The organism is Caulobacter sp. GW821-FHT09A05 (assembly GCF_059418465.1).
The window spans coordinates 25,165-45,744 of sequence record NZ_JBWKPX010000015.1 but is presented as its reverse complement, the minus strand read 5'-3'; the positions used below and the strand labels follow the sequence as shown (position 1 = coordinate 45,744).

19 protein-coding genes, 1 tRNA gene and 1 pseudogene are annotated in these 20,580 nt (G+C 70.6%); 9 read left to right on the top strand and 12 right to left on the bottom strand.

From position 1 onward, the window contains the following. The first annotated feature begins 11 nt into the window (after positions 1-11). Positions 12-356: a hypothetical protein gene (locus AC07NX_RS15490; RefSeq protein ID WP_494642983.1), complete on the top strand. Its 345-nt coding sequence runs from the start codon at positions 12-14 to the stop codon at positions 354-356. 47 nt (positions 357-403) lie between these two features. Here AC07NX_RS15490 and AC07NX_RS15485 read toward each other — a convergent pair. The 5 genes from AC07NX_RS15485 to AC07NX_RS15465 all read right to left on the bottom strand — a co-directional run bounded on the left by AC07NX_RS15485 (position 404) and on the right by AC07NX_RS15465 (position 3,970). Next, positions 404-493: transfer RNA gene (locus tag AC07NX_RS15485), tRNA-Ser, on the bottom strand. Positions 494-631: 138 nt separating this feature from the next. Then, the gene (locus tag AC07NX_RS15480) at positions 632-1,054 is read right to left on the bottom strand and encodes a PaaI family thioesterase (RefSeq protein ID WP_494642982.1); all 423 of its coding nucleotides are present in this window, start codon (positions 1,052-1,054) and stop codon (positions 632-634) included. 83 nt (positions 1,055-1,137) lie between these two features. Beyond that, on the bottom strand, positions 1,138-1,980 hold the full coding sequence (locus AC07NX_RS15475) for an MBL fold metallo-hydrolase (protein WP_494642980.1): 843 nt from the start codon (positions 1,978-1,980) through the stop codon (positions 1,138-1,140). Positions 1,981-2,106: 126 nt separating this feature from the next. Beyond that, positions 2,107-2,814: a hypothetical protein gene (locus AC07NX_RS15470; RefSeq protein WP_494642978.1), complete on the bottom strand. Its 708-nt coding sequence runs from the start codon at positions 2,812-2,814 to the stop codon at positions 2,107-2,109. Between the two features lie 94 nt (positions 2,815-2,908). Beyond that, positions 2,909-3,970 (bottom strand): RluA family pseudouridine synthase, encoded by a 1,062-nt coding sequence (locus AC07NX_RS15465; protein ID WP_494642976.1) that lies wholly within the window; start codon positions 3,968-3,970, stop codon positions 2,909-2,911. Positions 3,971-4,066: 96 nt separating this feature from the next. Between AC07NX_RS15465 and AC07NX_RS15460 the strand changes: the two genes are divergently transcribed. Together AC07NX_RS15460 and AC07NX_RS15455 are read left to right on the top strand one after the other, a co-directional pair. Next, a complete protein-coding gene (locus AC07NX_RS15460; protein ID WP_494642974.1) occupies positions 4,067-6,577 on the top strand; it encodes a TonB-dependent receptor in 2,511 nt (836 codons plus the stop codon). Between the two features lie 131 nt (positions 6,578-6,708). Continuing rightward, positions 6,709-8,418 carry an alkaline phosphatase D family protein gene (locus AC07NX_RS15455; protein WP_494642972.1) on the top strand — a complete coding sequence of 570 codons (1,710 nt, stop codon included), beginning with the start codon at positions 6,709-6,711 and terminating at the stop codon, positions 8,416-8,418. 196 nt (positions 8,419-8,614) lie between these two features. Here the strand turns inward: AC07NX_RS15455 and AC07NX_RS15450 are convergent, their stop codons facing one another. Together AC07NX_RS15450 and hisI are read right to left on the bottom strand one after the other, a co-directional pair. Then, complete coding sequence (locus AC07NX_RS15450; RefSeq protein ID WP_494642970.1) at positions 8,615-9,244, bottom strand: LysE family translocator; 630 nt, start codon at positions 9,242-9,244, stop codon at positions 8,615-8,617. Positions 9,245-9,325: 81 nt separating this feature from the next. Beyond that, positions 9,326-9,727: a phosphoribosyl-AMP cyclohydrolase gene (hisI, locus tag AC07NX_RS15445; RefSeq protein WP_494642968.1), complete on the bottom strand. Its 402-nt coding sequence runs from the start codon at positions 9,725-9,727 to the stop codon at positions 9,326-9,328. Between the two features lie 63 nt (positions 9,728-9,790). Between hisI and AC07NX_RS15440 the strand changes: the two genes are divergently transcribed. Further along, on the top strand, positions 9,791-10,636 hold the full coding sequence (locus AC07NX_RS15440) for a DUF817 domain-containing protein (protein ID WP_494643076.1): 846 nt from the start codon (positions 9,791-9,793) through the stop codon (positions 10,634-10,636). Positions 10,637-10,704: 68 nt separating this feature from the next. On the opposite strand, the gene AC07NX_RS15435 is transcribed toward AC07NX_RS15440, so the two are convergent. After that, complete coding sequence (locus AC07NX_RS15435; protein ID WP_494642966.1) at positions 10,705-12,240, bottom strand: UbiD family decarboxylase; 1,536 nt, start codon at positions 12,238-12,240, stop codon at positions 10,705-10,707. 134 nt (positions 12,241-12,374) lie between these two features. Here AC07NX_RS15435 and AC07NX_RS15430 point away from each other — a divergent pair, with 134 nt between their 5' ends. After that, a complete protein-coding gene (locus AC07NX_RS15430; RefSeq protein WP_494642964.1) occupies positions 12,375-14,222 on the top strand; it encodes a DUF4153 domain-containing protein in 1,848 nt (615 codons plus the stop codon). Here AC07NX_RS15430 and AC07NX_RS15425 read toward each other — a convergent pair. The 3 genes from AC07NX_RS15425 to AC07NX_RS15415 form a co-directional block, all read right to left on the bottom strand. After that, positions 14,219-16,009: an ABC transporter ATP-binding protein gene (locus AC07NX_RS15425; RefSeq protein ID WP_494642962.1), complete on the bottom strand. Its 1,791-nt coding sequence runs from the start codon at positions 16,007-16,009 to the stop codon at positions 14,219-14,221. The genes AC07NX_RS15430 and AC07NX_RS15425 overlap by 4 nt on opposite strands. 46 nt (positions 16,010-16,055) lie before the next feature. Next, complete coding sequence (locus AC07NX_RS15420; RefSeq protein ID WP_494642960.1) at positions 16,056-16,346, bottom strand: DUF454 family protein; 291 nt, start codon at positions 16,344-16,346, stop codon at positions 16,056-16,058. Positions 16,347-16,533: 187 nt separating this feature from the next. Then, positions 16,534-16,767, bottom strand: a complete 234-nt coding sequence (locus tag AC07NX_RS15415; RefSeq protein WP_494642958.1) for a hypothetical protein — start codon at positions 16,765-16,767, stop codon at positions 16,534-16,536. Between the two features lie 230 nt (positions 16,768-16,997). On the opposite strand from AC07NX_RS15415, the gene AC07NX_RS15410 reads away from it, so the two are divergent. Beyond that, positions 16,998-18,020: a UbiA family prenyltransferase gene (locus AC07NX_RS15410; RefSeq protein ID WP_494642956.1), complete on the top strand. Its 1,023-nt coding sequence runs from the start codon at positions 16,998-17,000 to the stop codon at positions 18,018-18,020. Positions 18,021-18,243: 223 nt separating this feature from the next. Further along, a complete protein-coding gene (locus AC07NX_RS15405; RefSeq protein WP_494642954.1) occupies positions 18,244-19,197 on the top strand; it encodes a fatty acid desaturase family protein in 954 nt (317 codons plus the stop codon). A 30-nt stretch (positions 19,198-19,227) separates the two neighbouring features. Here AC07NX_RS15405 and AC07NX_RS15400 read toward each other — a convergent pair. Next, positions 19,228-19,374: pseudogene (locus AC07NX_RS15400) on the bottom strand (hypothetical protein); the annotation flags it as partial. A gap of 99 nt (positions 19,375-19,473) precedes the next feature. Here AC07NX_RS15400 and AC07NX_RS15395 point away from each other — a divergent pair. Next, positions 19,474-20,133 carry a class I SAM-dependent methyltransferase gene (locus AC07NX_RS15395; RefSeq protein WP_494642952.1) on the top strand — a complete coding sequence of 220 codons (660 nt, stop codon included), beginning with the start codon at positions 19,474-19,476 and terminating at the stop codon, positions 20,131-20,133. A gap of 43 nt (positions 20,134-20,176) precedes the next feature. Then, positions 20,177-20,521 carry a VOC family protein gene (locus tag AC07NX_RS15390; RefSeq protein WP_494642950.1) on the top strand — a complete coding sequence of 115 codons (345 nt, stop codon included), beginning with the start codon at positions 20,177-20,179 and terminating at the stop codon, positions 20,519-20,521. Positions 20,522-20,580 lie beyond the last annotated feature (59 nt).

The following is a 20,580-nucleotide window of genomic DNA, read 5'->3' as shown; positions in this document are numbered from 1 at the left end:
GGGAGGTCTCGATGTCGTTCAAGACCGAGCTGGCGATGGCGCGCGAGGACGCCAAGCTGGTGCAGGCGCGCCGTGACGAGGAGCAGGCCCGACAGGCCGAGGCCGCCCACGTCATGGCGACCGACCCGGACCGCTACTGGGCGCGCTACTACCTGACCGACGATCTGGTCATGCAGGCCATCCGAGGCAGCGGCAGCTTCGCCATCAGCCTACCGGCCACGGCCTTCGGTTCCCAGACCGCCGCCCGCCTTGACGAATTCCGTGACGCGGGCGCCGAGGTCGATGTGCTCGAAACCAAGGTCCCCGTCGTCAACGGCGGCGACACGATCCTCGTCAAGCGCGTCACGATCCGCTGAGGGGCGCGACGGCTGTCCGCGAGCGAGGTCGAGTTTTCTGGGGTTAGTGGCGGAGAGGGTGGGATTCGAACCCACGGTGCCCTTCCAGGCACGCCGCATTTCGAGTGCGGTACATTCGACCACTCTGCCACCTCTCCAGGGGGTCTTCGCAGGCCGCCCGGAGGCGTGCCTTGAGTGAGGGCGGGATACCTAGCGGCGTCGTCGAAAGAGCGCAAGAGCCTGTGACAAGCTTTTGTGTCGCGGGCCGCGGTTTCCGGCCGGGAGGCCGCCGGGCCTCAGGCCTTGGGGTAGAGAACCATCTGGGTGCAGCGGAAAAGGGCGATGGTCTTGCCGGTGGCTTCGGCGGTGACGATCGCGTCCCAGACCTGGGTGTTGCGGCCGCCGTGGACCAGGCTCGCCTCGCAGGCCACGCCGCCGCCCTCGCGCACCGTGCCCAGGAAGTTGGACTTCAGCTCGATGGTGGTGAAGCCGCTGGCGCCGTCGGGCAGCGACACCACGCAGCCGTAGCCGCAGGCGCTGTCGGCCAGGGCGATGACGCTGGCGGCGTGCAGGAAGCCGTTGGGGGCCATGTGGTGCTTGGCGACGGTCATGCGGCCGGTCACGCAGCCGGGGACCGCCTGCGTCCATTCCAGGCCCAGCAGGCCCGGCAGCTTGCCGGCCTGGGCGGCGGTCAGTTCGGCGCTCTTGTCTTCGGCCACGGCGGCGTCTCCCGGTTCGTCAGCGTCAAGTTCTTCGCGTGCGAAGCATCTAGGCGCGTGGCCGGGGCGAGGCAAGTCCGTTTTTAAATGGAACTGAGGTCGACGGGGTGGAAGCGCTTGCCGTCCTCGCCTTGGGGCGGCAGGCGGAAGGCGCGGATCCCGACCTGCAGGGCCGGCGCGGCCAGGGGGCCGGGCGTGGCCAGGACGGCGGCGCGGCGGGCGACGAAGGCCTCGGCCGGCACGGCGTCGCCGGCGTCGACGTTGCGGGCCTTCTGGTCGCCGACGGTGGTGTTCCAGGCCTCGGCGTCCGCGCCGGTCCGGCCGACCAGCAGGCGGGTCTCGGGCGGCAGGCCCAGCAGCCGGCGGGCGGCGGCGTGTTGTCCGGCCGCGTCGGCGCCCGGGGCGGCGCTGTCGTCCAGGCCCTGGTCCGGCGGCAGCAGGGCGGAGCCGGCGAAGACCACGTCGCCGACCTGGTAGGCGGTGGCCCCGGGCAGCCGGCCGGGCAGGGCGATGGCGGTGATCTCGATCCCGCCCATGGGCAGGGCCTCGCCGTCCTGGGCCAGCTTGTCGAAGTCCCAGCCGTCCAGGTCGACGCCGTCGCTCCCCAGCACGGGGACCAGGCGCCTGAGGCTGTCCAGCACCGGGGCGCCGATGCAGATCGAGGCGCCGGTCTCGTACTTCAGGTGGCCGGCGGCCGACAGGTGGTCGGTGTGCAGGCCGGTCTCCAGGATCCAGGTCGGCCCCAGGTCCTTGGCGCGGACGTCGGCGATGATGGCGTCGACGAAGCGGGTGTCGACGGCCTGAGTCAGGGGATCATAGTCGAGGACGGGGTCGACGAAGGCGCAGAGCTGGGTGGCCGGATCGGCGATCAGATAGGTCACCCGCCCGGTGGCGGGGTGGTGGAAAGCGGTGATTTCCGGCTGCATAGATCGGTCCGATGACGCCCTGAGGCGGGCACCTTGACCGCAAGCTCTTAAGTATCGGCGAACAAGACCAGCCGGTTCGCCCCCGAGGCGATAGGTCTCAGGCGCTGACCCCGCGCCTGACGCGCTTTAGGGCCGCGTCGCCGCCGCGCAGCTCTTGTCGCCGCGCATCTCGGTGACCCAGACCGGCTCGACATAGCGGTCGCCGTCGCGGAAGCCGGGGGCGCAGCCGTCCGGCGTGTCGGACTTGGAACGTCCGCCGCCGCCGCGCATGTCCAGCGACAGGGCCAGGGACTGGGACGTTCCGCCGCGCGGACCCCAGCCGTAGCCGTATCCGCCGCCATAGCCGTCGTAACCGTAGCGGCCGTGCTTGCCGAAGTCGGTCTGGCTGACGGCGACGCCCAGGGTGCCGGTCTCGCCGATCGGGATCAGGCTGGAGACATAGCCGCTGCGATAGCCGCCGGTGCCGACGCTGACGCCCATCTCGCCGTGGACCTGGCGCTTGCCGTCCTTGTCCAGCGGATAGCCGTTGACGTCGAGCGCCGGGCGCGCGGCGTAGTCCAGGCCGCCGGCGCTTCGCGCGACCGGCGGGGACCCGGCCAGCCAGGCGGCGACCTGGTCCTCGGTGCTGATCGGCTTGGCGACGCGGTCGGCCTGCGCCTGGGCCTGGGCGTCGGCCTTGGCCTTCTCCAGTTCGGCCTCGGTCGGCGGCCGGGTGGCGCGGGCGGCGGCGGTGGTCACGACCTCGTCGTCGGCCGAACGGGCGAGCGCGGCGCCGGGGGCCGTCAAGGGCAGGGCCAGGAGGGCGGCGGCGAGGACGATGCGGGACGCGAACATGGACGAAACCTCCGACCCCGTCACACTGGGCGCGATCTGTAACCGAATTAGGGCCTGAATGTATCGGCGTAGCAAGGTCTAGCTGGGGACGCCGTCACAGCGCTTCAAGGGCGGCTTCCAGCGCCGCCATGTCCGGCGGCATGGGGGTCTCGAACCGCAGGGTTTCGCCGGTGATCGGGTGGACGAAGCCCAGCACGGCGGCGTGCAAGGCTTGGCGCGCGAAGCCGATTTCGGTCAGGGCCGCCTTCACGGGCGCGGCTGGTGCGCCGGCGCCATAGACCGGGTCGCCCAGGCAGGGGCTGCCCTTGCTGGCCATGTGCACGCGGATCTGGTGGGTGCGGCCGGTCTCCAGCCGGCAGGCGACCCGCGCGGCCAGGGGCTTGTTGGCGGCGCCGAACGTTTTCTCGACGCGATAGTGGGTGACCGCCTCGCGGCCGCCGGTTTTCAGCACCGCCATCTTCTTGCGGTCGTGCGGCGAGCGGCCCAGGCGGGTCTCGATGGTCCCGGCCGGCGGATGCGGCGCGCCGCGGGTCAGGGCCAGGTACATGCGGTCGATGTCGTGGGCGGCGAACAGGGCCGACAGCCCCTGGTGGGCGGCGTCGGTCTTGGCCGCGACCATCACCCCGGAGGTGTCCTTGTCCAGCCGATGGACGATGCCCGGCCGCGCCACTCCGCCGATCCCCGACAGGCTGGTCCCGCAGTGGAACAGCAGGGCGTTGACCAGGGTGCCGGTCTCGCAGCCGGGCGCGGGGTGGGCGGCCATGCCCGGCGGCTTGTCGACGACGATCAGGTGGGCGTCCTCGTAGAGCACGCTGAGCGGGGTGTCCTCCGGCTCGGGCTCGGCGGCGACCGGCGGCGGAACGAGCACCGCGTAGACCCCGGCCGGGGCCTTGGCCTTGCCGTCGGCCATCGGGCGCGGCGCGGCGCCCTCGACGACCAGCGACACCTGGCCGGCGGCGATCAGGGCCTGCAGCCGGGCCCGCGACAGATCCGGCGCGGCGGTCGCCAGGGCCTTGTCCAGCCGCTGGCCGGCCAGATCCGGGCCCAGCGCGATCCGCACGACCGCGCCGCCGCCGGCGATGCCCGATCCGGGGACGTCCAGGTCGTCGACCTCGTCGTCGACGAGCGGCGGGATCGGGTCGGGCGGCGGGATCAAGGCGTGTTCATGGCTCCGTCATGGGTCTGTCGTACCGCCGACACCGCCCGCGCCTAACGGCTCAGGTTCTTGTCTTGCGCCCGAAGGGGATAGTCGATGCGCGTGTTCCACACCACCTTGCTGATGACGGCCGTCAGCGGCCTGGCGCTCTGCGCCGGCGCGGCCCACGCCGCCGAGCCCGGCGCTCCGCCCGCGGAACCGGTCGACGGCCAGGTCGAGGAACTGATCGTCACCGCCCAGAAGCGCGAGCAGAAGGCCCTGGACGTGCCGATCGCCCTGACGGCCTATTCGGGCGCCATGCTCGACAGGCTGGGCGTACAGGAGTTCGACAAGCTGTCGGCCTTCGTTCCCGGCTTCCAGGTCCAGAACCAGTCGCCCAACAACCCCGGCTTCGTGATGCGCGGCATCACCTCCGACAGCGGCGAGGCCACGGTCGAGCCGCGAGTCTCGGTGTTCCAGGACGGCGTCTCGATCTCCAAGTCGCGTGGCTCGTATGTCGAGCTGTTCGACGTCCAGCGCATCGAGGTGGCCAAGGGGCCGCAATCGACCCTGTTCGGGCGCGGCGCGATGATCGGGGCGGTCAACATCATCCAGAACAAGGCCGATCCCCGCGCCCTGGACTGGCGGGTCGGGGCCGAGCTGGGCGACCATGGCTATGGCCTGTTCGAGGGCATGGCCAACGTGCCGCTGAGCGACACCTTCGCCCTCCGCCTGGCCGGCCGCTACAAGGAGCGCGACGGCGCCATCGAGAACCTGCTGGGCGGCCGCAACCTGGGCTCGACCGACACCGGCGCCCTGCGCCTGTCGGCCCACTGGTCGCCGACGGCCAAGCTCGACGCCGACCTGATCCTCAACTACGAGGCCGACCATCCGACCGGCACGGCGTTCAAGTCCAACAGCTTCAACCCGACCAACATCGCCACCGGCCAGGCCCTGGGCGACCGCGACCCCAACAGCCCGGCCGGCCTGTCCAGCGGCTACGGCTTCGAGGGCGGCGCGTCCCTGGGCCTCAAGCGCTTCGTGCAGGGCGCGACGGCCCTGGTCGACTACCGCTTCAACGACGCCTGGAGCCTGTCGTCGATCACCGCCGCCCGCCACTTCGCCAGCGACGAGGTGTTCGATCCCGACGGCTTCTCGCTGCCCATGTTCGTGTTCGCCGAGGACGCGCGCGGCCGGCAGTACAGCCAGGAACTGCGCCTGAACCACGACGACGGCGGCAGGGTCAGCTGGTTCGGCGGCGTCAGCTATTTCGACGAGGAGGCCCGGACCCGCGTGCCGCTGCAGTTCGACGAGTGCTACGCCCTGGCCCTGCTGACCGGCCAGTTGACCAAGCCCAATCCCCAGCCCACGGCGGTGCTGACCAACACCGCCTTCCTGTCGGCCCTGGTCACCGGCCTGACCCGGGGCGCGGCGACCGGCGCGGTCGCCCAGGGCATCGCCAGCAATCTGGGCGTCCACACCGAGCAGTTCACCAACTACGGCGCGACGAAATCGTGGGACGTCTATGGCGACGCCACCTGGCATGTGACCGACCGCTTCGAGCTGTCGGCCGGCCTGCGCTACACCAATGACGACAAGTCCAGCGGGATCGCCTCGCAGGTCAGCCAGCGCTCGATCCTGGGCGGGACGATCGGGGCGCTCAGCCAGCCGGCGGCGACGCGCCAGGCGATCCTCGGCGCCCTGGCGGTTCCGGGCGCGGCCAACATCCCGACCTCGGCGGCCTATCCGATCCCGATGTTCGGCCTGTTCGCCCAGCCGACCACCGGCAACGGCCAGGTCTCGACCCAGGACTTCACCGACGACGGCCTGACCTGGCGCCTGGTCGGCCGCTACCAGGCGACGCCCGACGCCAGCCTGTACGCGTCCTACGCCCGCGGTCGCCGTCCCAAGGTGCTGTCCTCGGCCGCGCCCGTCGCGCCGATGTCGCCGGGCAAGTTCACGCCGGTGGCGGCCGAGACCGTCGACAGCTACGAGGCCGGCGCCAAGAGCCGCCTGCTGGACGGACGGCTCCATGTGGAGGGCGCCGTCTACTTCTACAGCTACGACAACTTCCAGACGACGGTGCAGGACGGCGCCCAGGTCATCACCACCAACGCCGGCAAGGCCGAAAGCTACGGCTTCGAGGGCCAGGCCACCTGGCAGGCGGCCAGCTTCGCCGAGGTGTTCGCGACCTACGGCTACAACCACGGACGCTTCAAGGCCGGCATCCGCGACGGCAACCGCTTCCGCCTGTCGCCGGACAACAAGGTCTCGCTAGGCGCCAGCCTGCACGCCGACCTGCTGAACGGCCGCTTCACCTTCACGCCGATCTACGCCTGGCAGTCCAAGACCTTCTTCGACGACGACAACGACATCCCGGCCCTGCAGAAGAACAACCTGATCCCCGACCTGGTGCAGGACGAGTTCCAGAAGAGCTACGGCCTGCTGGACCTGCGCCTGCAGTACCAGCCCTCGTTCGCCCGCTGGACGGTCGGGGCCTTCGTGACCAACGCCACCGACGAGAAATACGTCAAGGACGCCGGTAACACCGGCGACGGCTTCGGCATCCCGACCTTCATCGCCGGCAATCCGCGCTATTACGGCGTGACCTTCTCACTGCGGCGCTAGGCGCCCGATCGCCCGGAGGACAGGCGCGGACGCCTGTCCTCGACGGCCTTGGCTGGACAGACATCATCATTCCGCTGTTGTCTCTGCGTCGACGCGCGAGACGACCAAGCGGCGCCCTCGGGGAGTTGAGCATGACCATCGACAGACGCAGGGCCCTGGCCCTTTTCGGCCTGGGCGGCGCGAGCGCGGCCGGCGAGGCCATGGCGGCCGCCCCCCGGAAGCTGTTCGCCGGCCGGGCCGCGTTCCTGCACGGCGTCGCCTCGGGCGACCCGCTGGAGGACCGGGTGGTGCTGTGGACCCGGATCACGGCCGAGGCGACGACCGCCCCGATCGCGGTGCGCTGGGACGTGGCGACCGATCCCGGCTTCAAGGCCATCGTCCGCCAGGGCCAGGCCACGGCGACCCCGGCGCGCGACTACACGGTCAAGGTCGACGTCACCGGCCTGAAGCCGGCGACCGACTACTTCTATCGCTTCCGGTACGTCCGAAACGGCAAGCCGTTCGGCAAGGCCGCCGGCGGCCGCACGCGCACCCTGCCCAAGGGCCAGGTCCGCGACGTCGTCCTGGCCGTGGCCTCCTGCAGCCTCTACCCGAACGGCTATTTCAACGCCTATGACGCGATCGCCAAGTTGCCGCGCGTCGACGCCGTGCTGCACCTGGGCGACTACATCTACGAGTACGGGGCCGCGCCGGACGACTACGGCATGGCCTCGCCGACCGCCAAGACCCGCGTGCCCGACCCGCCGCGCGAGCTGCTCAGCCTGGCCGACTACCGCCGCCGCCACGCCCTCTACAAGACCGACCCCGCCCTGCAGGCCGCTCACGCCCGCGCGCCGTGGATCGTGGTCTGGGACGACCACGAGACCGCCGACAACAGCTGGATCGGCGGGGCCGAGAACCACCAGCCCGCCACGGAGGGCGACTGGGCCAAGCGCAAGGCCGCCGGGATCAAGGCCTATTACGAGTGGATGCCGATCCGCGAGCCGGCGCCCGGGACCCTGCCCGAGGCCTCCTGGCGCCGCTTCCAGTTCGGCGACGTCGCCACTCTGATGATGACAGAGACCCGGCTGACGGCCCGCACCCACCAGCTGGACTACGCCCACGACCTGCCGGTCAAGGACGGCAAGCCCGACTTCACCGCCTTCGCCGCCAAGCTGGCCGATCCCGACCGCCGGATGATGGGTCAGGGCCAGGAGCAGTGGCTGGCCCGCGAGGTCGACGCCTCGATGAAGGCCGGCACGGCCTGGCAGGTGCTGGGCAACCAGGTGGTGATGGCCCGGGTGGTCCCGCCCGACCTGAAGGCGACCATGGGCGAGGCGGCCTATGCGGCCCTGCTGGCCAAGCTGCCGGACTACGTCGCCAAGCCGGTCGAGCAGAGCCGCGGCCTGTCCCAGGCCGGCGCGCCCGGCAACCTGGACGCCTGGGACGGCTATCCGGCCGACCGGGCCCGGGTCCACGACATCTTCAAGGCCTACAAGGCCCGGCCGATCGTGCTGTCGGGCGACAGCCACGCGTTCTGGGCCAACGAGCTGTGGGATGACGCGGGCGCCGCGCGGGTGGCGGCCGAGTTCGGCGTCACCTCGGTGACCTCGCCCGGTTACGGCGACTACCTGCCCGGCGCGCCGTTGGACCAGGCCTATGTGGCGCGCAACAAGGAGGTGAAGTTCACCGACCAGGCCGCCAAGGGCTTCCTGCTGCTGACCCTCGAACATGGCCGGGCGACGGGCGAGCTGATCGCCGTGTCGACCATCCTGGATCCCCAGTACCAGACCCGGGTGCTCAAGCGGTTCGTGGTGACCCCGGGCGACGGCGGCGGGGTCAAGGCGCTGGCGGAGGGGTGAGGAGGGTTGGACCCAAAGCCCGCCTGACGTTGTCATCCCGGCTGTAGCGAAGCGGAAGGCCGGGATCCAGGTGAACCGCACCGCATCGGCCCAGTCCCCTAGGTCCCGGACAGCCTCTGCGAGGCTTCCGGGATGACAACGAGCCTGGCGTCGGATCTCGTTCGGATCGTGCGGCGCTCGACGCGGAGGCGTCCCCCTATCGCCGCTCCAGCGCGATCCGCACGCCGAACGCCACGAACACGCCGCCGGTCACCCGGTCCAGCCATTTGACCACCCCGGGGCGCCTCAGCGCCCGGGCGATCGGGGCGGTGGCCAGGATCAGGCCGCCGGCCCAGGCCAGGCCCATGACCACGTGCATCGAAGCCAGCAGCAGGCCGAAGGCGGCGGGGTTGGCGCCGGCCGGGATGAACTGCGGCAGGAACGACACGTAGAACACCCCGACCTTGGGGTTCAGCAGGTTGTTCCAGAACCCCTTGGCCAGGGCCGCGGCCAGGCCGCCGGCCGGCGGCGCGGCGTCGGCCCCGGCCTCGAACCGCTGGCGCGGCCGGCGCAGCAGGGTGACGCCCAGCCAGACCAGATAGGCCGCCCCGGCCCACTTCAGGATCGTGTAGGCGGTCTGCGAGGCGGTCAGCAGGGCCCCGGCCCCGAACGCCGCCGCCGCGCCCCAGGCCAGGCAGCCCAGTCCGATCCCGACCGCCACGGCGCTCGCCCGTCGCCAGCCCTCGGCGGCCGCCGTGCGCAGCACCAGGGCGGTGTCGAGGCCGGGCGTGAGGGTCAGCAGGCCCGCGGCCAGGGCGAAGGCGATCAGGGTTTGGGCGGTTGTCACGGCGCGATCTCCACGCGATCTGCAAATCCCGTCGCCATCGGCTGGACGCCCCTGGCCGAGGGTGGCGGCATGAGAAGAGCCCTAAGCCTCGCGTTCGACCAGCCGGTCGTTCTCCCAGACGCGGTAGAAGCACGAGCGGAAGCCCACGTGGCAGGCGCCGCCGTCGCCTTGCGGGCGGACCTTGATCAGCACCGCGTCCTGGTCGCAGTCGATCCGCAGCTCGGTGACGACCTGCAGCTGGCCGCTGGTCTCGCCCTTCTTCCAGAGGCTGTTTCGCGAGCGGCTGAAATAGTGGGCGATCCCGGTGTCGAGGGTCAGCTTCAGGGCCTGGTCGTCCATCCAGGCGAACATCAGGATCTCGCCGGTGTCGGCGTGCTGGGCGATGGCGGCGACCAGGCCGTTGGCGTCGAACCGCGGCGTGATGGCGGCGCCGCGCTCCAGGGCGGCCTTGTCGGCGGCGGCGGGGAAGATCTGGGAGGTCATGCGACGACATATGGCGCCCCCTCGCCGGGCGTCAAAGCGTGGATCAAGGAACGGGTCGCGGCGCTGGACTCTTGGGCGCGGCCCTGGGCCGAGCGTTCCCGCCTCAACGGCTGGGCCTACGAGTTCCTGCTGTTCGGGCTCAAGCAGGCCTGGGCCTGCCTGTTCGGCGCGCTGATGCTGGCCCTGATCGTCGGTACGCACCTATTCTGGCCATCCGGCGCGCCGCTGGCCCGCTACGACGTTCTGGTCCTCGCCGCCCTGGCCATCCAGGTCGCCCTGCTGGCCCTGAAGCTGGAACGTTGGGACGAGGCGGCGGTGATCGGCGTCTTCCACGTCGTCGGCACGGTGATGGAGGTGTTCAAGACCGCCCACGGCTCGTGGATCTATCCGGAACCCGGCCTGCTGAAGATCGCCGGCGTGCCGCTGTTCAGCGGCTTCATGTACGCCTGCGTCGGCAGCTACATCGCCCGGATCTGGCGGCTGATGGACTTCCGGTTCACGGGCTATCCGCCGATCTGGACGACCTGGACGCTGGCGATTCTGGCCTATCTGAACTTCTTCACCCACCACTATGGGCCGGACATCCGGATCGGCCTGTTCGCGGCCTCGGCGGTCATCTTCGGCCGGACCTTCGTGGTGTTCACGCCCGACCGGACGCCGCGCCGCATGCCGCTGCTGCTGGGCTTCGTGCTGGTGGCGCTGTTCATCTGGCTGGCCGAGAACCTGGGCACCCTGGCCGGCGCCTGGATCTATCCCAGCCAGCGCCACGGCTGGACGATGGTGTCGCCCGCCAAGCTCGGGGCCTGGTACCTGCTGATGCTGCTCAGCTACGTGCTGGTGACGGCGGCGCATAAACCCAGACCCTCCCCCTGTGGGGGAGGCGGCGCGCAGCGCCGGTGGGGGGAGTAGTGGGCAGGTTCAGCCAACTCCCCCCTCCGTCGGCCGCGCCGACACCTCCCCCACAGGGGGAGGACCTTCTACTTCGCCTTCCAGATCGGCTTGCCGTCCCCCGGCAGGCCCAGCCGGGCCCACTTCTCGCTGACCGCGTCGATCACCGCCTGGTCCATGCGGATCTCCTGGCCCCATTCGCGGTGCGTCTCGGGCGGCAGCTTGTCGGTGGCGTCCAGGCCGATCTTGCTGCCCAGCCCGCTCTCGGGGCTGGCGAAGTCGAGATAGTCGATCGGGGTGTTCTCGATCACCGTGATGTCCCGGGCCGGGTCCATCTTGGTGCTGATCGCCCACATCACGTCCTTCCAGTCGCGGGCGTCGATGTCGTGGTCCACGACGATCACCCACTTGGTGTACATGAACTGGCGCAGATAGCTCCAGACGCCCAGCATCACCCGCTTGGCGTGGCCGGGATAGGCCTTCTTCATCGATACCACGGCGATGCGGTAGGAGCAGCCCTCGGGCGGCAGCCAGAAGTCGACGATCTCGGGGAACTGCTGGCGGATCAGCGGGATGAACACCTCGTTCAGCGCTTCTCCGAGCACGGACGGTTCGTCCGGCGGCCGGCCGGTGAAGGTGGTCAGGTAGATCGGCTGCTTGCGCATGGTGATCGCCGTCACCTGGAAGACCGGGAACGTCTCGACGCTGTTGTAGTAGCCGGTGTGGTCGCCGTACGGCCCTTCGTCCGCATACTCGTCGAGCAGCACGTGGCCCTCGAGGACGATCTCGGCATGGGCGGGGACCATCAGCGGCACGGTCTTGGCCGGCGCGAGGTCGACCTTGGCCCCGCGCAGCAGGCCGGCGAACTGGTATTCGGACAGGGTGTCGGGCACCGGGGTCACGGCGGCCAGGATGGTGCCGGGATCGGCGCCCAGCACGGCGCAGGCGGGCAGGGGCTCGCGGTTGCCGGCCTTCTTGTGGCGGGCGTAGTGCTGGGCCCCGCCGCGGTGGGCCAGCCAGCGCATGATGCAGCGATCCTTGCCGATCACCTGCATGCGGTAGATGCCAAGGTTGAAGTCGTCCTCGCGGTCCTTGCCCGGACCCTTGGTGACCACCAGCGGCCAGGTGATCAGCGGCGCCGGCTCGCCCGGCCAGCAGGTCTGGACCGGCAGCTTGGCCAGGTCGATCTGGTCGCCGGTCAGGACGACCTCCTGCACCGGGGCCTTCTTCACCGTTCCGGGCCGCATGGCCATCACGGTCTTGGCCAGGGGCAGCATGTCCAGCGCGTCCTTCAGCCCCTTGGGCGGCTGGGGCTGGCGCAGGAAGGCCAGAAGTTCGCCGACCTCGCGCAGCTCGCCGGCGGTGGTGCGCGGCTCGCCGCCCAGGGTGACGCCCATGGCCACCCGCTTGACCGTGCCGAACAGGTTGGCCAGGGCCGGCATCGGCGAGCGCGACCCGTCGGGCAGAATGACATTCTCGAACAGCACCGCCGGCCCGCCCGTGGCCAGCAGACGCGTCTGGATCTCGGTCATCTCCAGCACGGTCGACACCGGCTCGGTCACCCGCACCAGCTCGCCCTTCGCCTCGAGGACGTCGATGAATTCGCGAAGCGAGCGATAGGCCATGTGGGCGGACTCCTGAACGCGGCGGAACCTAGAGGCCGCCCCGCCCCCCGGCAAGGTCGCGCCGGCCAGCTTGACCCTAGGCGCCGCGCCGGCGGCGTGATCTCTGGCCCCACGACATTCGAGGTTGCAGCAGGATGACCGACTTTCTCAGCGAGGCCGAACCCGCCGCCCCCCCTCCCGAGCCTTGGGCCGTTCGCCGGGCGACGCTGATCCGCCTGGCCACGGGCCTGGTCCAGGGCCTGCTGCTGTACGGCCTCTGGCAGGCCGACAGGTCCAAGGTCTGGCCGGCCACCCAGCGCGAACTCTACGCCGCCTTCCTGATGATCGTCGTGTTCGCGCCGTTCGTGGTGCTGGCCGGGGTCTCGGCCCTGCGCCCGCGGACCCTGGCGGTGTGGAAGGCCGTGGCCGCCCTGGTCGTCGGCGGCCTGGGCGCCTACGGGGTGTGGAGCGGCGATCCCGCCGCCCAGGGCGTCAACGGCCTGGGGCCGCAGACCATCCTGGCCATCGCGGCCCTGGTCTTCATCGGCCACCACCTGGTCCAGCCGGCCGACATGGAGCGGCGGCGGATCGCGGCCTATCCCACCTATTTCGACGTCACCTGGAAGCACGGGGTGCAGGGCGCTCTGTCGCTGGGCTTCACCGGCGCTTTCTGGCTGCTGCTGTTCCTGGCCGCGGCCCTGTTCAAGCTGATCGGGGTCGACGCCATCGAGACGCTGATCCGGCGCGAGTGGTTCATCTTCCCCGCCACCGCCGTGATGTTCGCCGCCGCCGTCCAGCTGACCGACGTGCGGGCCAATCTGGTGCGCGGCGTGCGGACGGTGGCCCTGACCCTGCTGGCCTGGCTGCTGCCGCTGATGGCCCTGATCGCCGCGGCCTTCCTGCTGACCCTGCCGTTCACGGGTCTCGAGCCGTTGTGGAAGACCCGTAGCGCCACGGCCATCCTGCTGGTCGCCGACGCCTTTCTGATCCTGCTGGCCAACGCCGCCTACCAGGACGGGACCGAGATCACGGCGCTGGTGCTGAGGTGGGCCGCGCGGCTGGCGGGGGTGCTGCTGGTCCCGATCACGGTGCTGGCCGCCTATGGCCTGTCCCTGCGGATCGGCCAGTACGGCCTCAGCCCCGACCGGATCATCGCCGCCGCCTGCGTGCTGGTCGCGGCCGGCTACGCGGTCGGCTACGCGGCGGCCGCCGTGCGCCCGGGCGCGTGGATGCGGACGCTGGAGGCGACCAACATCGCCATGGCCTTCGTCGTCATCGCCGTGCTGCTGGCGTTGTGCACGCCGGTGGCGGATCCACGGCGACTGTCGGTGGAGGACCAGGTGGCGCGGCTGGAGAAGGGCAGGGTGAAGGCGATCGATTTCGACTTCCGTTTCCTGCGGTTCGACGCTGGTCGTTATGGCCAGGCCGCGTTCGCAAGGCTGAAGTCCAGCGATAAGGCCGAAATCCGCGAGGGCGCTCGGTCTGCTAACCTGCTTCGCGACCGCTACGGCGCATCCGAGGGAGAGCGAGCCGCGCCCACGCCGGCGGACCGTAACAGGAAGATCCTCGCGAAGATCGAGATGCTGCCGGCCGGGAACGCTCTGCCTGAAGATTTCGCGCGACAGTTCTCCATGCCCGGTTCGATCCCGCTGGGCGTCTGCTCCGACTACGACGACAGCTGGTGCATCGCCACCCGCCGTCAGATCGATGGCGCGGGCGAGTCCGAGTTGTTGCTGTCGGAAGGGCGCTCGATCGTCATCTATCGCAAGGCGGCCGGCGGCCTGTGGGAGGAATACGGCGTCACCGAGCTTTCGAATTGTCCAAGGTTCAACATCCGCGATGTCTTCGCGGGCGAGCGCCTCAAGGCCCTGCCGCCTTCGTTGCCGGACCTCGAAATCGCGGGCGAGACCTATCACATGACCCTCGGCCCGATGGGCTGCAACCCCGCCGAGCCGCCGCCGGCCGTGCTAGCGCCGCTGAAGGGGGCGAAGTCAGCGCGCTAACCCACGCCCTCGCTCACCGCGTTGAGCCGCGCATACACGCCCCCCGCCGCCTTCAGCTCCCCGTGTCGGCCCTCCTCCACCACCCGGCCGTTCTGGAAGACCAGGATCCGGTCGGCGCCGCGCACGGTCGACAGGCGGTGGGCGATGACGATGGTGGTGCGGCCGTGCATCAGGGCCTCGGCGGCCTCCTGCACCTGGCCCTCGGTCTCGACGTCGAGCGAGGAGGTGGCCTCGTCCATGACCAGGATCGGAGCGTCGGTCAGGAAGGCGCGGGCGATGGCCACCCGCTGGCGCTCGCCGCCCGACAGCTTGACGCCGCGCTCGCCCACCAGGGTGTCGTAGCCCTGGGGCAGGCGCAGGATGAACTCGTGGGCCCGGGCCTTCCTGGCCGCCTCGACGATCTCCTCGTCGCTGGCGTCGGGACGGCCATAGGCGATGTTCTCGCGCAGGGTGCGGTGGAACAGGGCCGGGTCCTGGGGCACCACGGCGATGGCGCGGCGCAGGGAGCCTTGGGTCACCCGCGCGACGTCCTGGCCGTCGATCAGGATCCGGCCGCCCTGCAGGTCGTGCAGGCGCTGGACCAGCTTGACGAAGGTCGACTTGCCCGAGCCCGTCGGCCCGACCAGGGCCACGCGCTCGCCCGGCGCGATCTTCAGCGAGAAGTGGTCGTACAGCGGCGCGCCGGCCGACTTGTAGCGGAAGGTCACGTCCTCGAAGGCGATGGCGCCCGGGCCGCGCCTGAAGTCGGGCGCGCCCGGCGCGTCGGCGATCTGGGGCGCCAGGCCCTCCCAGGCGGCCAGGTCCTCGGTGTCGTCCAGGCCCTTCTGCAGCATGCGGATGTTCTCGCCCATGTTGCGCAGATAGCCGCTCATCAGCATGAAGGCGGTGATGGCGAAGGCCACGTCGCCGGGCGTCGCGGTGCCCCTGGCCCACGCGTGGATCATCGCCGCGGTCAGCCCGCCCTGCAGCAGCACCAGCAGCAGGTTCTGGCCCAGCCAGACATTGGTGAACTTGTGCCAGGTGACCATCACCGCCTCGCGCCAGGCGGCGGTGACCTGGGCCACGCGGGCGCTCTCGCGGGCCTCGGCGCCGAAGCTCTTGACGGTCGGGTTGGAGGTCACGGCGTCGGCCAGGCTGCCGCCGATCTTCGAATCCAGCGCGTTGGACTTCAGGTTGGCGGGACGCACATGGCGGGCGGTGACCACCAGGTTGACCGTGATGTAGGCGGCGACCACCACCAGGGCGACGGCGCCGGCCAGGGGCTGGCGCAGCAGGAGCATCACCGACAGGCCGACCAGCACGATCAGGCTGGGGGCCAGCCAGATGGTCACCGCGTCGGTCACGCTGTCATAGCCCCACATGGCGCGGGTCAGCTTGCGCACCGTCGCCCCGGCGAAGCTGTCGGCGTGCCAGTCGGACGAGAAGGCCTGGACGCGGGCGTAGCCCTCGTTGGTCATCTCCTCCATGTTGCGGGCGGCCAGCGGGATCCAGAACCGCATGGCCAGGTTGCGGATCAGGGAGAAGCCCAGATAGACGCCGACGAAGGCCGCCCAGGCGACCCAGGCCGCGTCGACGGCCGAGGGGCCCCGAGTCACCGTGTCGATCAGCCGGCCCGAGGCCCAGGGCAGGGCCAGGTCGAAGCAGATCGCCGCCAGCGTCAGGGCGACGCCCGTGAAGAACAGGCCCTTCCGGCGCAGCCAGAAGCGGGCGATGAAGCCCAGCACCCGGGCGTTGCTCAGGGCGCGGCGGGGTCCGCCGTCTTCATCCTCGTCTATGGCGTCGGTCATGGTGGAGGACAGATAGGCGCTCCACTCGTCCGGCGCGAGCGGCGGTTCAAGCCTGTCTGGACCTGTTGCCCCGGCGCCGCGCTCCGCCGAACGGCCGCCAGCGCAGGTACCAGCGGATGGCCGGCCCGACGATCGGCGTGCGCAGCAGCGGCCGCACGGCGTGGGGCCGGGTCTTCAGGAAGCACATGACCGCGCCGATCCAGAACACCGTGGTCGGCAGGCCAGGGGTGACGATCCCGACCGCCCCGATGGCGACCAGGGCCGCGCCCAGGCCGTCCAGAACCCAGTGGACCGGGCGGGACAGGCGCTTGCGGGACGGAGGGGGAGCGTCGGTCATGAGACTGGAATGTGGGGGATGACAGGGGAAACGGAAAGGCGCGGTTTTGAGCCCGCTCCCCCTCAGTCGGCTTCGCCGACAGCTCCCCCGGAGGGGGAGCATCTATTCGGTGCGGCGGCCGGTCATCAGATCCTCCCCCTCTGGGGGAGGTGGCCCGAAGGGCCGGAGGGGGCCAGCGGCGCCGGCCCTAGGCGAAGCGCAGGTGGCTCAGGGTGTCGCCGCGCAGGCTGGCGCGGATGCGGCGGCCGAATTTCGGGCTCGAGGTCAGGCGGCCCACCATGTCCGCGTCGCCGACCCGCTCGAAGGCCCGGGCCGCGGCGGTCCACAGGGCGGTGGTGACCGGATGCGGCGCCACGATCCCGGCGGCCAGGCCCAGGGCCAGCAGGGTCCAGGCTTCCAGGCGATGGGTCAGGCGGGTCATGGCGGAAACCTTTCGAAGAGAAAGAGAAGGGCCGCCGCCCCGGGGGGAAAGGACGGCGGCCCTTCTCGGGCCGCGAAACGGCCGCAGGGGACGCCGTTCCGCTGGACACACCTTTGACGGCGGGCGGCCGATCAATCCAATTGATCGTTTTTCGGATCGAGATCGGAAAGCTCTATGACCGCGGTTCGGCGCGGTTGCGCGAGGCGGGAGCCGGGGGCTAAGCCTTGGCCATGAGCGCTCCCGACACCGCCATCCTGCCCGACGCCGCCGCCGGCAACTGGGTCGACCGCCATGCGCCGCCGGGCCTGCGGCCCTGGCTGAAGCTGGGCCGATTCGACCGGCCGGCCGGGATCTGGCTGCTGATGCTGCCCGGCTGGCAGGGCATCGCCCTGGCCGCGGCGAGCCAGGGGCGCTGGCCCAATCCCTGGCTGCTGATCGCCTTCTTCGTCGGGGCGGCCTTGATGCGGGCGGCCGGCTGCGCGTTCAACGACATCGTCGACCGCGACTTCGACGCCCAGGTCAGCCGCACGGCCATGCGCCCGATCCCGGCCGGCCTGATCAGCGTCAAGCAGGCCTGGGCGTTCCTGGTCGGCTGCTGCCTGGTCAGTTTGCTGATCCTGCTGTGCCTCAATCCGCTGTGCCTGCTGCTGGGCGTGCTGTCGCTGGGGCTGGTGGCGGCCTACCCGTTCATGAAGCGCATCACCTGGTGGCCGCAGGCCTGGCTGGGCCTGACCTTCAACTGGGGCGCGCTGCTGGGCTTCGCAGCGGCGAACGGGGGGGCGGCAACACTGTATTATGTCGTGGCTGGAGGCATGTCGCTGGCAAGTCCAGGCAGCATGGCCGTGTTCGCTCCGATCGGCGGCCTAACCTGGGCCGCCGTCCTGCTCTACGCCTCGGGTCTGTTCTGGACCCTGGGCTACGACACGATCTACGCCATCCAGGACATCGAGGACGACGCCCTGGCCGGGGTGAAGTCGTCGACCCGCCGGCTGGGCCGGCATGTCCAGAAGGGGGTCCTGGCCTTCTACGTCGTCTGCTTCGTGCTGGTCATGGCGGCGGCCTGGGTCGGCGGCCTGGGGCCGCTGTTCCTGCCCCCGGCCGCCCTGGTCGCCGTCCACCTGTCGCGCCAGGCGGCCCGGGTGCGGCTCGACGACCCGGCCGGCGCCCTGGCCCTGTTCAAGTCCAACGCCCAGGTCGGCTTCGTGCTGTTCCTGGCTCTGGCGGCGGGGATGTGGAAGCCGCCGGGGCTATAGGGGGCGCCCTTTCAGCCCTTTTTCGTTGTCATCCCGGAAGCCTCGCAGAGGCTGCCCGGGACCCAGGGGACTGGGCTGAGGCGGTGCGGCTGTCCTGGGTCCCGGACAAGCGCTGCGCGCTTTCCGGGATGACAACGATAGGCCGGCGCATGGAACGTCCTTCGAAGCGGCGTGACGTCGGGTCATTCTGTCAGCCCGACGCCGAACGTGGCATGATGGTTCCATGGCCGTCGCGTCCCGCATCAAGCCGCAGGAGCTGTTCACGCCGCAGGAATGGGCGCCGCTGTCGGCGCGCTCGTCGTGGCGGGGCCTGCTGATGGTCGCCCACGCCTGGGCCGTGATCGTCGCGGCCGGGGCGGTGTTCGTCCTCTGGCCCAATCCGCTGACCTACCTGCTGGCGGTGATGCTGATCGGGGCCCGGCAACTGGGCCTGGCCATCCTGATGCACGAGGCGGCGCACGGCGGGCTGCACCCGGACCTGAAGGTCAACGACTGGGTCGGCGAATGGCTGTGCGCGGCCCCGACCGGCGCGTCCCTGGCCAAGTACCGGCCCTATCACCTGACCCACCACAAGTACGCCCAGCAGGCCGAGGATCCGGACCTGGTGCTGTCGGCGCCGTTCCCGACCACCCGCGCCTCGCTGCGCCGCAAGATCATCCGCGACCTGACCGGCCAGACCTTCGTCAAGCAGCGGTTCGGCCCGCTGCTGGGCAAGCTGAAGGGGGCGAAGGACCAGGGCCAGCCCAAGGGCGCGGTCTTCGGCGGCGAGGTGGCGCGGCAGAAACCCTTCCTGCTGTGGAACCTGGGCATCCTGCTGGCGCTCTCGGCGATGGGCCTGTGGTGGGCCTGGCTGGCGCTGTGGATCGTGCCGATGGCGACCTGGTTCCCGCTGGTCACCCGGCTGCGCAACATCGCCGAGCACGCCCTGGTGGCCAAGGACGAGCCCGACCCCTTCCGCCACGCCCGCACCACCCAGGCCAACTGGATCGAACGGGCCCTGGTCGCGCCCTACCACGTCAATTTCCACGCCGAGCACCACCTGTTCATGCACATGCCCTGCTGGAACCTGCCCAAGGCCCATCGGCTGCTGGCGGCCAAGGGGCGGATCGCGGGCATGCTGACCGCGCCGGGCTATCTGTCGGTGCTGAGGGCGGCGTCCAGTCGGGTCCCGGCTTAGGGCGGATCGACATCAGCCGAGGACCACCAAACCGTTCGTCATTCCCGCCCTTGTGGCGGGAACCCCTGGTTCAGCTGACACGTGAGCCTCAAGCGAACCGCCAGCGGTTCGCCCCTACTGCACCTGCGGCCGACAAAGGGGTTCCCGCCACAAGGGCGGGAATGACGGCGCTACAATATCTGAACGTCGATTGGCCCTAGGACGCCTTTGACTCCCCGTTGAATGCCGATCCGGCTTAGGCCTCGCGTCCCGGGCCGGCGGGTGCTCTAAGGCCCCATGATCGAAGCCTCCCTCGCCGGCCGCCGCGCCTTCATCCTGGAGAACACCCGGCTGCAGGCCCCGCCGCACACGCCGGAACTCCAGCTGCACCTGGCCGACGAGATCACCCCGATCTGGACCCTGACCGAGGAGGCCCTGGCCGAGATCGGCCTGCCGCCGCCGTTCTGGGCCTTCGCCTGGGCCGGCGGCCAGGCCCTGGCCCGCTACGTGCTGGACCATCCCGAGGTCGTCGCCGGCAAGCGGGTGATCGACTTCGCGTCGGGCTCGGGCCTGGTGGCGATCGCGGCGATGAAGGCCGGGGCGGCCAGCGTGCTGGCGGCCGACATCGACGTGTTCTGCGAGGCGGCGATCGGCGTCAACGCGGCGGCCAATGGGGTCGAGGTCGCCTTCACCGAGATCGACCTGCTGGACGCCCCGCCGCCGCCCGCCGACGTGCTGCTGGCCGGCGACATCTGCTACGAGCGGCCGATGGCCGAGGCGGTGATGGCCTGGCTGGGCCAGGGGCGGGCGGCGGGGGCGGCCGTGCTGATCGGCGACCCGGGCCGCACCTATTTCCCCAAGGCCGGCCTCGAGAAGCTGGCCGAGTACCAGGTGCCCACCACGCGGGAGCTGGAGGACATGGCCGTCAAGCGCACCAGCGTCTGGACTCTGCCCTGACGGCATCCTAGAACATAGCAAGAACAACCGGAGGGCCGCGACCATGCGCGAAGACGGCAAGATCGACTATATCGAATGGCCCGCCGGCGACCTGCCGGCCACCAAGGCCTTCTACACCGCCGCCTTCGGCTGGACCTTCACGGACTACGGCCCGGACTACGCGGCCTTCGAGGGCCAGGGGACCGACGGCGGATTCTGCACGCCGCAGGAGGGCTCGACCGACCGGCCGCTGGTGGTGCTGTACGCCCACGACATCGAGACCATGCTGGCCAGGGTGACGGCGGCGGGCGGCGTGGTCACCAAGCCGATCTTCGGCTTTCCCGGCGGTCGCCGCTTCCACTTCACCGACCCGTCCGGCAACGAGCTGGCGGTGTGGAGCGAGACGTAAGAATTATCCGCCCATCCCGGCGTTCGCCGGGACGGGCGGCCGATCGATGGCCGACAGAA

What these genes read in the sequence shown, in the direction of transcription:
- AC07NX_RS15420 (WP_494642960.1), bottom strand. Translation starts at nt 16,346, where the DNA reads ATGACCGACGCTCCCCCTCCGTCCCGCAAGCGCCTGTCCCGCCCGGTC.
- AC07NX_RS15470 (WP_494642978.1), bottom strand. Translation starts at nt 2,814, where the DNA reads ATGTTCGCGTCCCGCATCGTCCTCGCCGCCGCCCTCCTGGCCCTGCCC.
- AC07NX_RS15490 (WP_494642983.1), top strand. Translation starts at nt 12, where the DNA reads ATGTCGTTCAAGACCGAGCTGGCGATGGCGCGCGAGGACGCCAAGCTG.
- AC07NX_RS15460 (WP_494642974.1), top strand. Translation starts at nt 4,067, where the DNA reads ATGCGCGTGTTCCACACCACCTTGCTGATGACGGCCGTCAGCGGCCTG.
- AC07NX_RS15410 (WP_494642956.1), top strand. Translation starts at nt 16,998, where the DNA reads ATGAGCGCTCCCGACACCGCCATCCTGCCCGACGCCGCCGCCGGCAAC.
- AC07NX_RS15415 (WP_494642958.1), bottom strand. Translation starts at nt 16,767, where the DNA reads ATGACCCGCCTGACCCATCGCCTGGAAGCCTGGACCCTGCTGGCCCTG.
- hisI (WP_494642968.1), bottom strand. Translation starts at nt 9,727, where the DNA reads ATGACCTCCCAGATCTTCCCCGCCGCCGCCGACAAGGCCGCCCTGGAG.
- AC07NX_RS15455 (WP_494642972.1), top strand. Translation starts at nt 6,709, where the DNA reads ATGACCATCGACAGACGCAGGGCCCTGGCCCTTTTCGGCCTGGGCGGC.
- AC07NX_RS15425 (WP_494642962.1), bottom strand. Translation starts at nt 16,009, where the DNA reads ATGACCGACGCCATAGACGAGGATGAAGACGGCGGACCCCGCCGCGCC.
- AC07NX_RS15430 (WP_494642964.1), top strand. Translation starts at nt 12,375, where the DNA reads ATGACCGACTTTCTCAGCGAGGCCGAACCCGCCGCCCCCCCTCCCGAG.
- AC07NX_RS15390 (WP_494642950.1), top strand. Translation starts at nt 20,177, where the DNA reads ATGCGCGAAGACGGCAAGATCGACTATATCGAATGGCCCGCCGGCGAC.
- AC07NX_RS15405 (WP_494642954.1), top strand. Translation starts at nt 18,244, where the DNA reads ATGGCCGTCGCGTCCCGCATCAAGCCGCAGGAGCTGTTCACGCCGCAG.
- AC07NX_RS15395 (WP_494642952.1), top strand. Translation starts at nt 19,474, where the DNA reads ATGATCGAAGCCTCCCTCGCCGGCCGCCGCGCCTTCATCCTGGAGAAC.
- AC07NX_RS15435 (WP_494642966.1), bottom strand. Translation starts at nt 12,240, where the DNA reads ATGGCCTATCGCTCGCTTCGCGAATTCATCGACGTCCTCGAGGCGAAG.
- AC07NX_RS15475 (WP_494642980.1), bottom strand. Translation starts at nt 1,980, where the DNA reads ATGCAGCCGGAAATCACCGCTTTCCACCACCCCGCCACCGGGCGGGTG.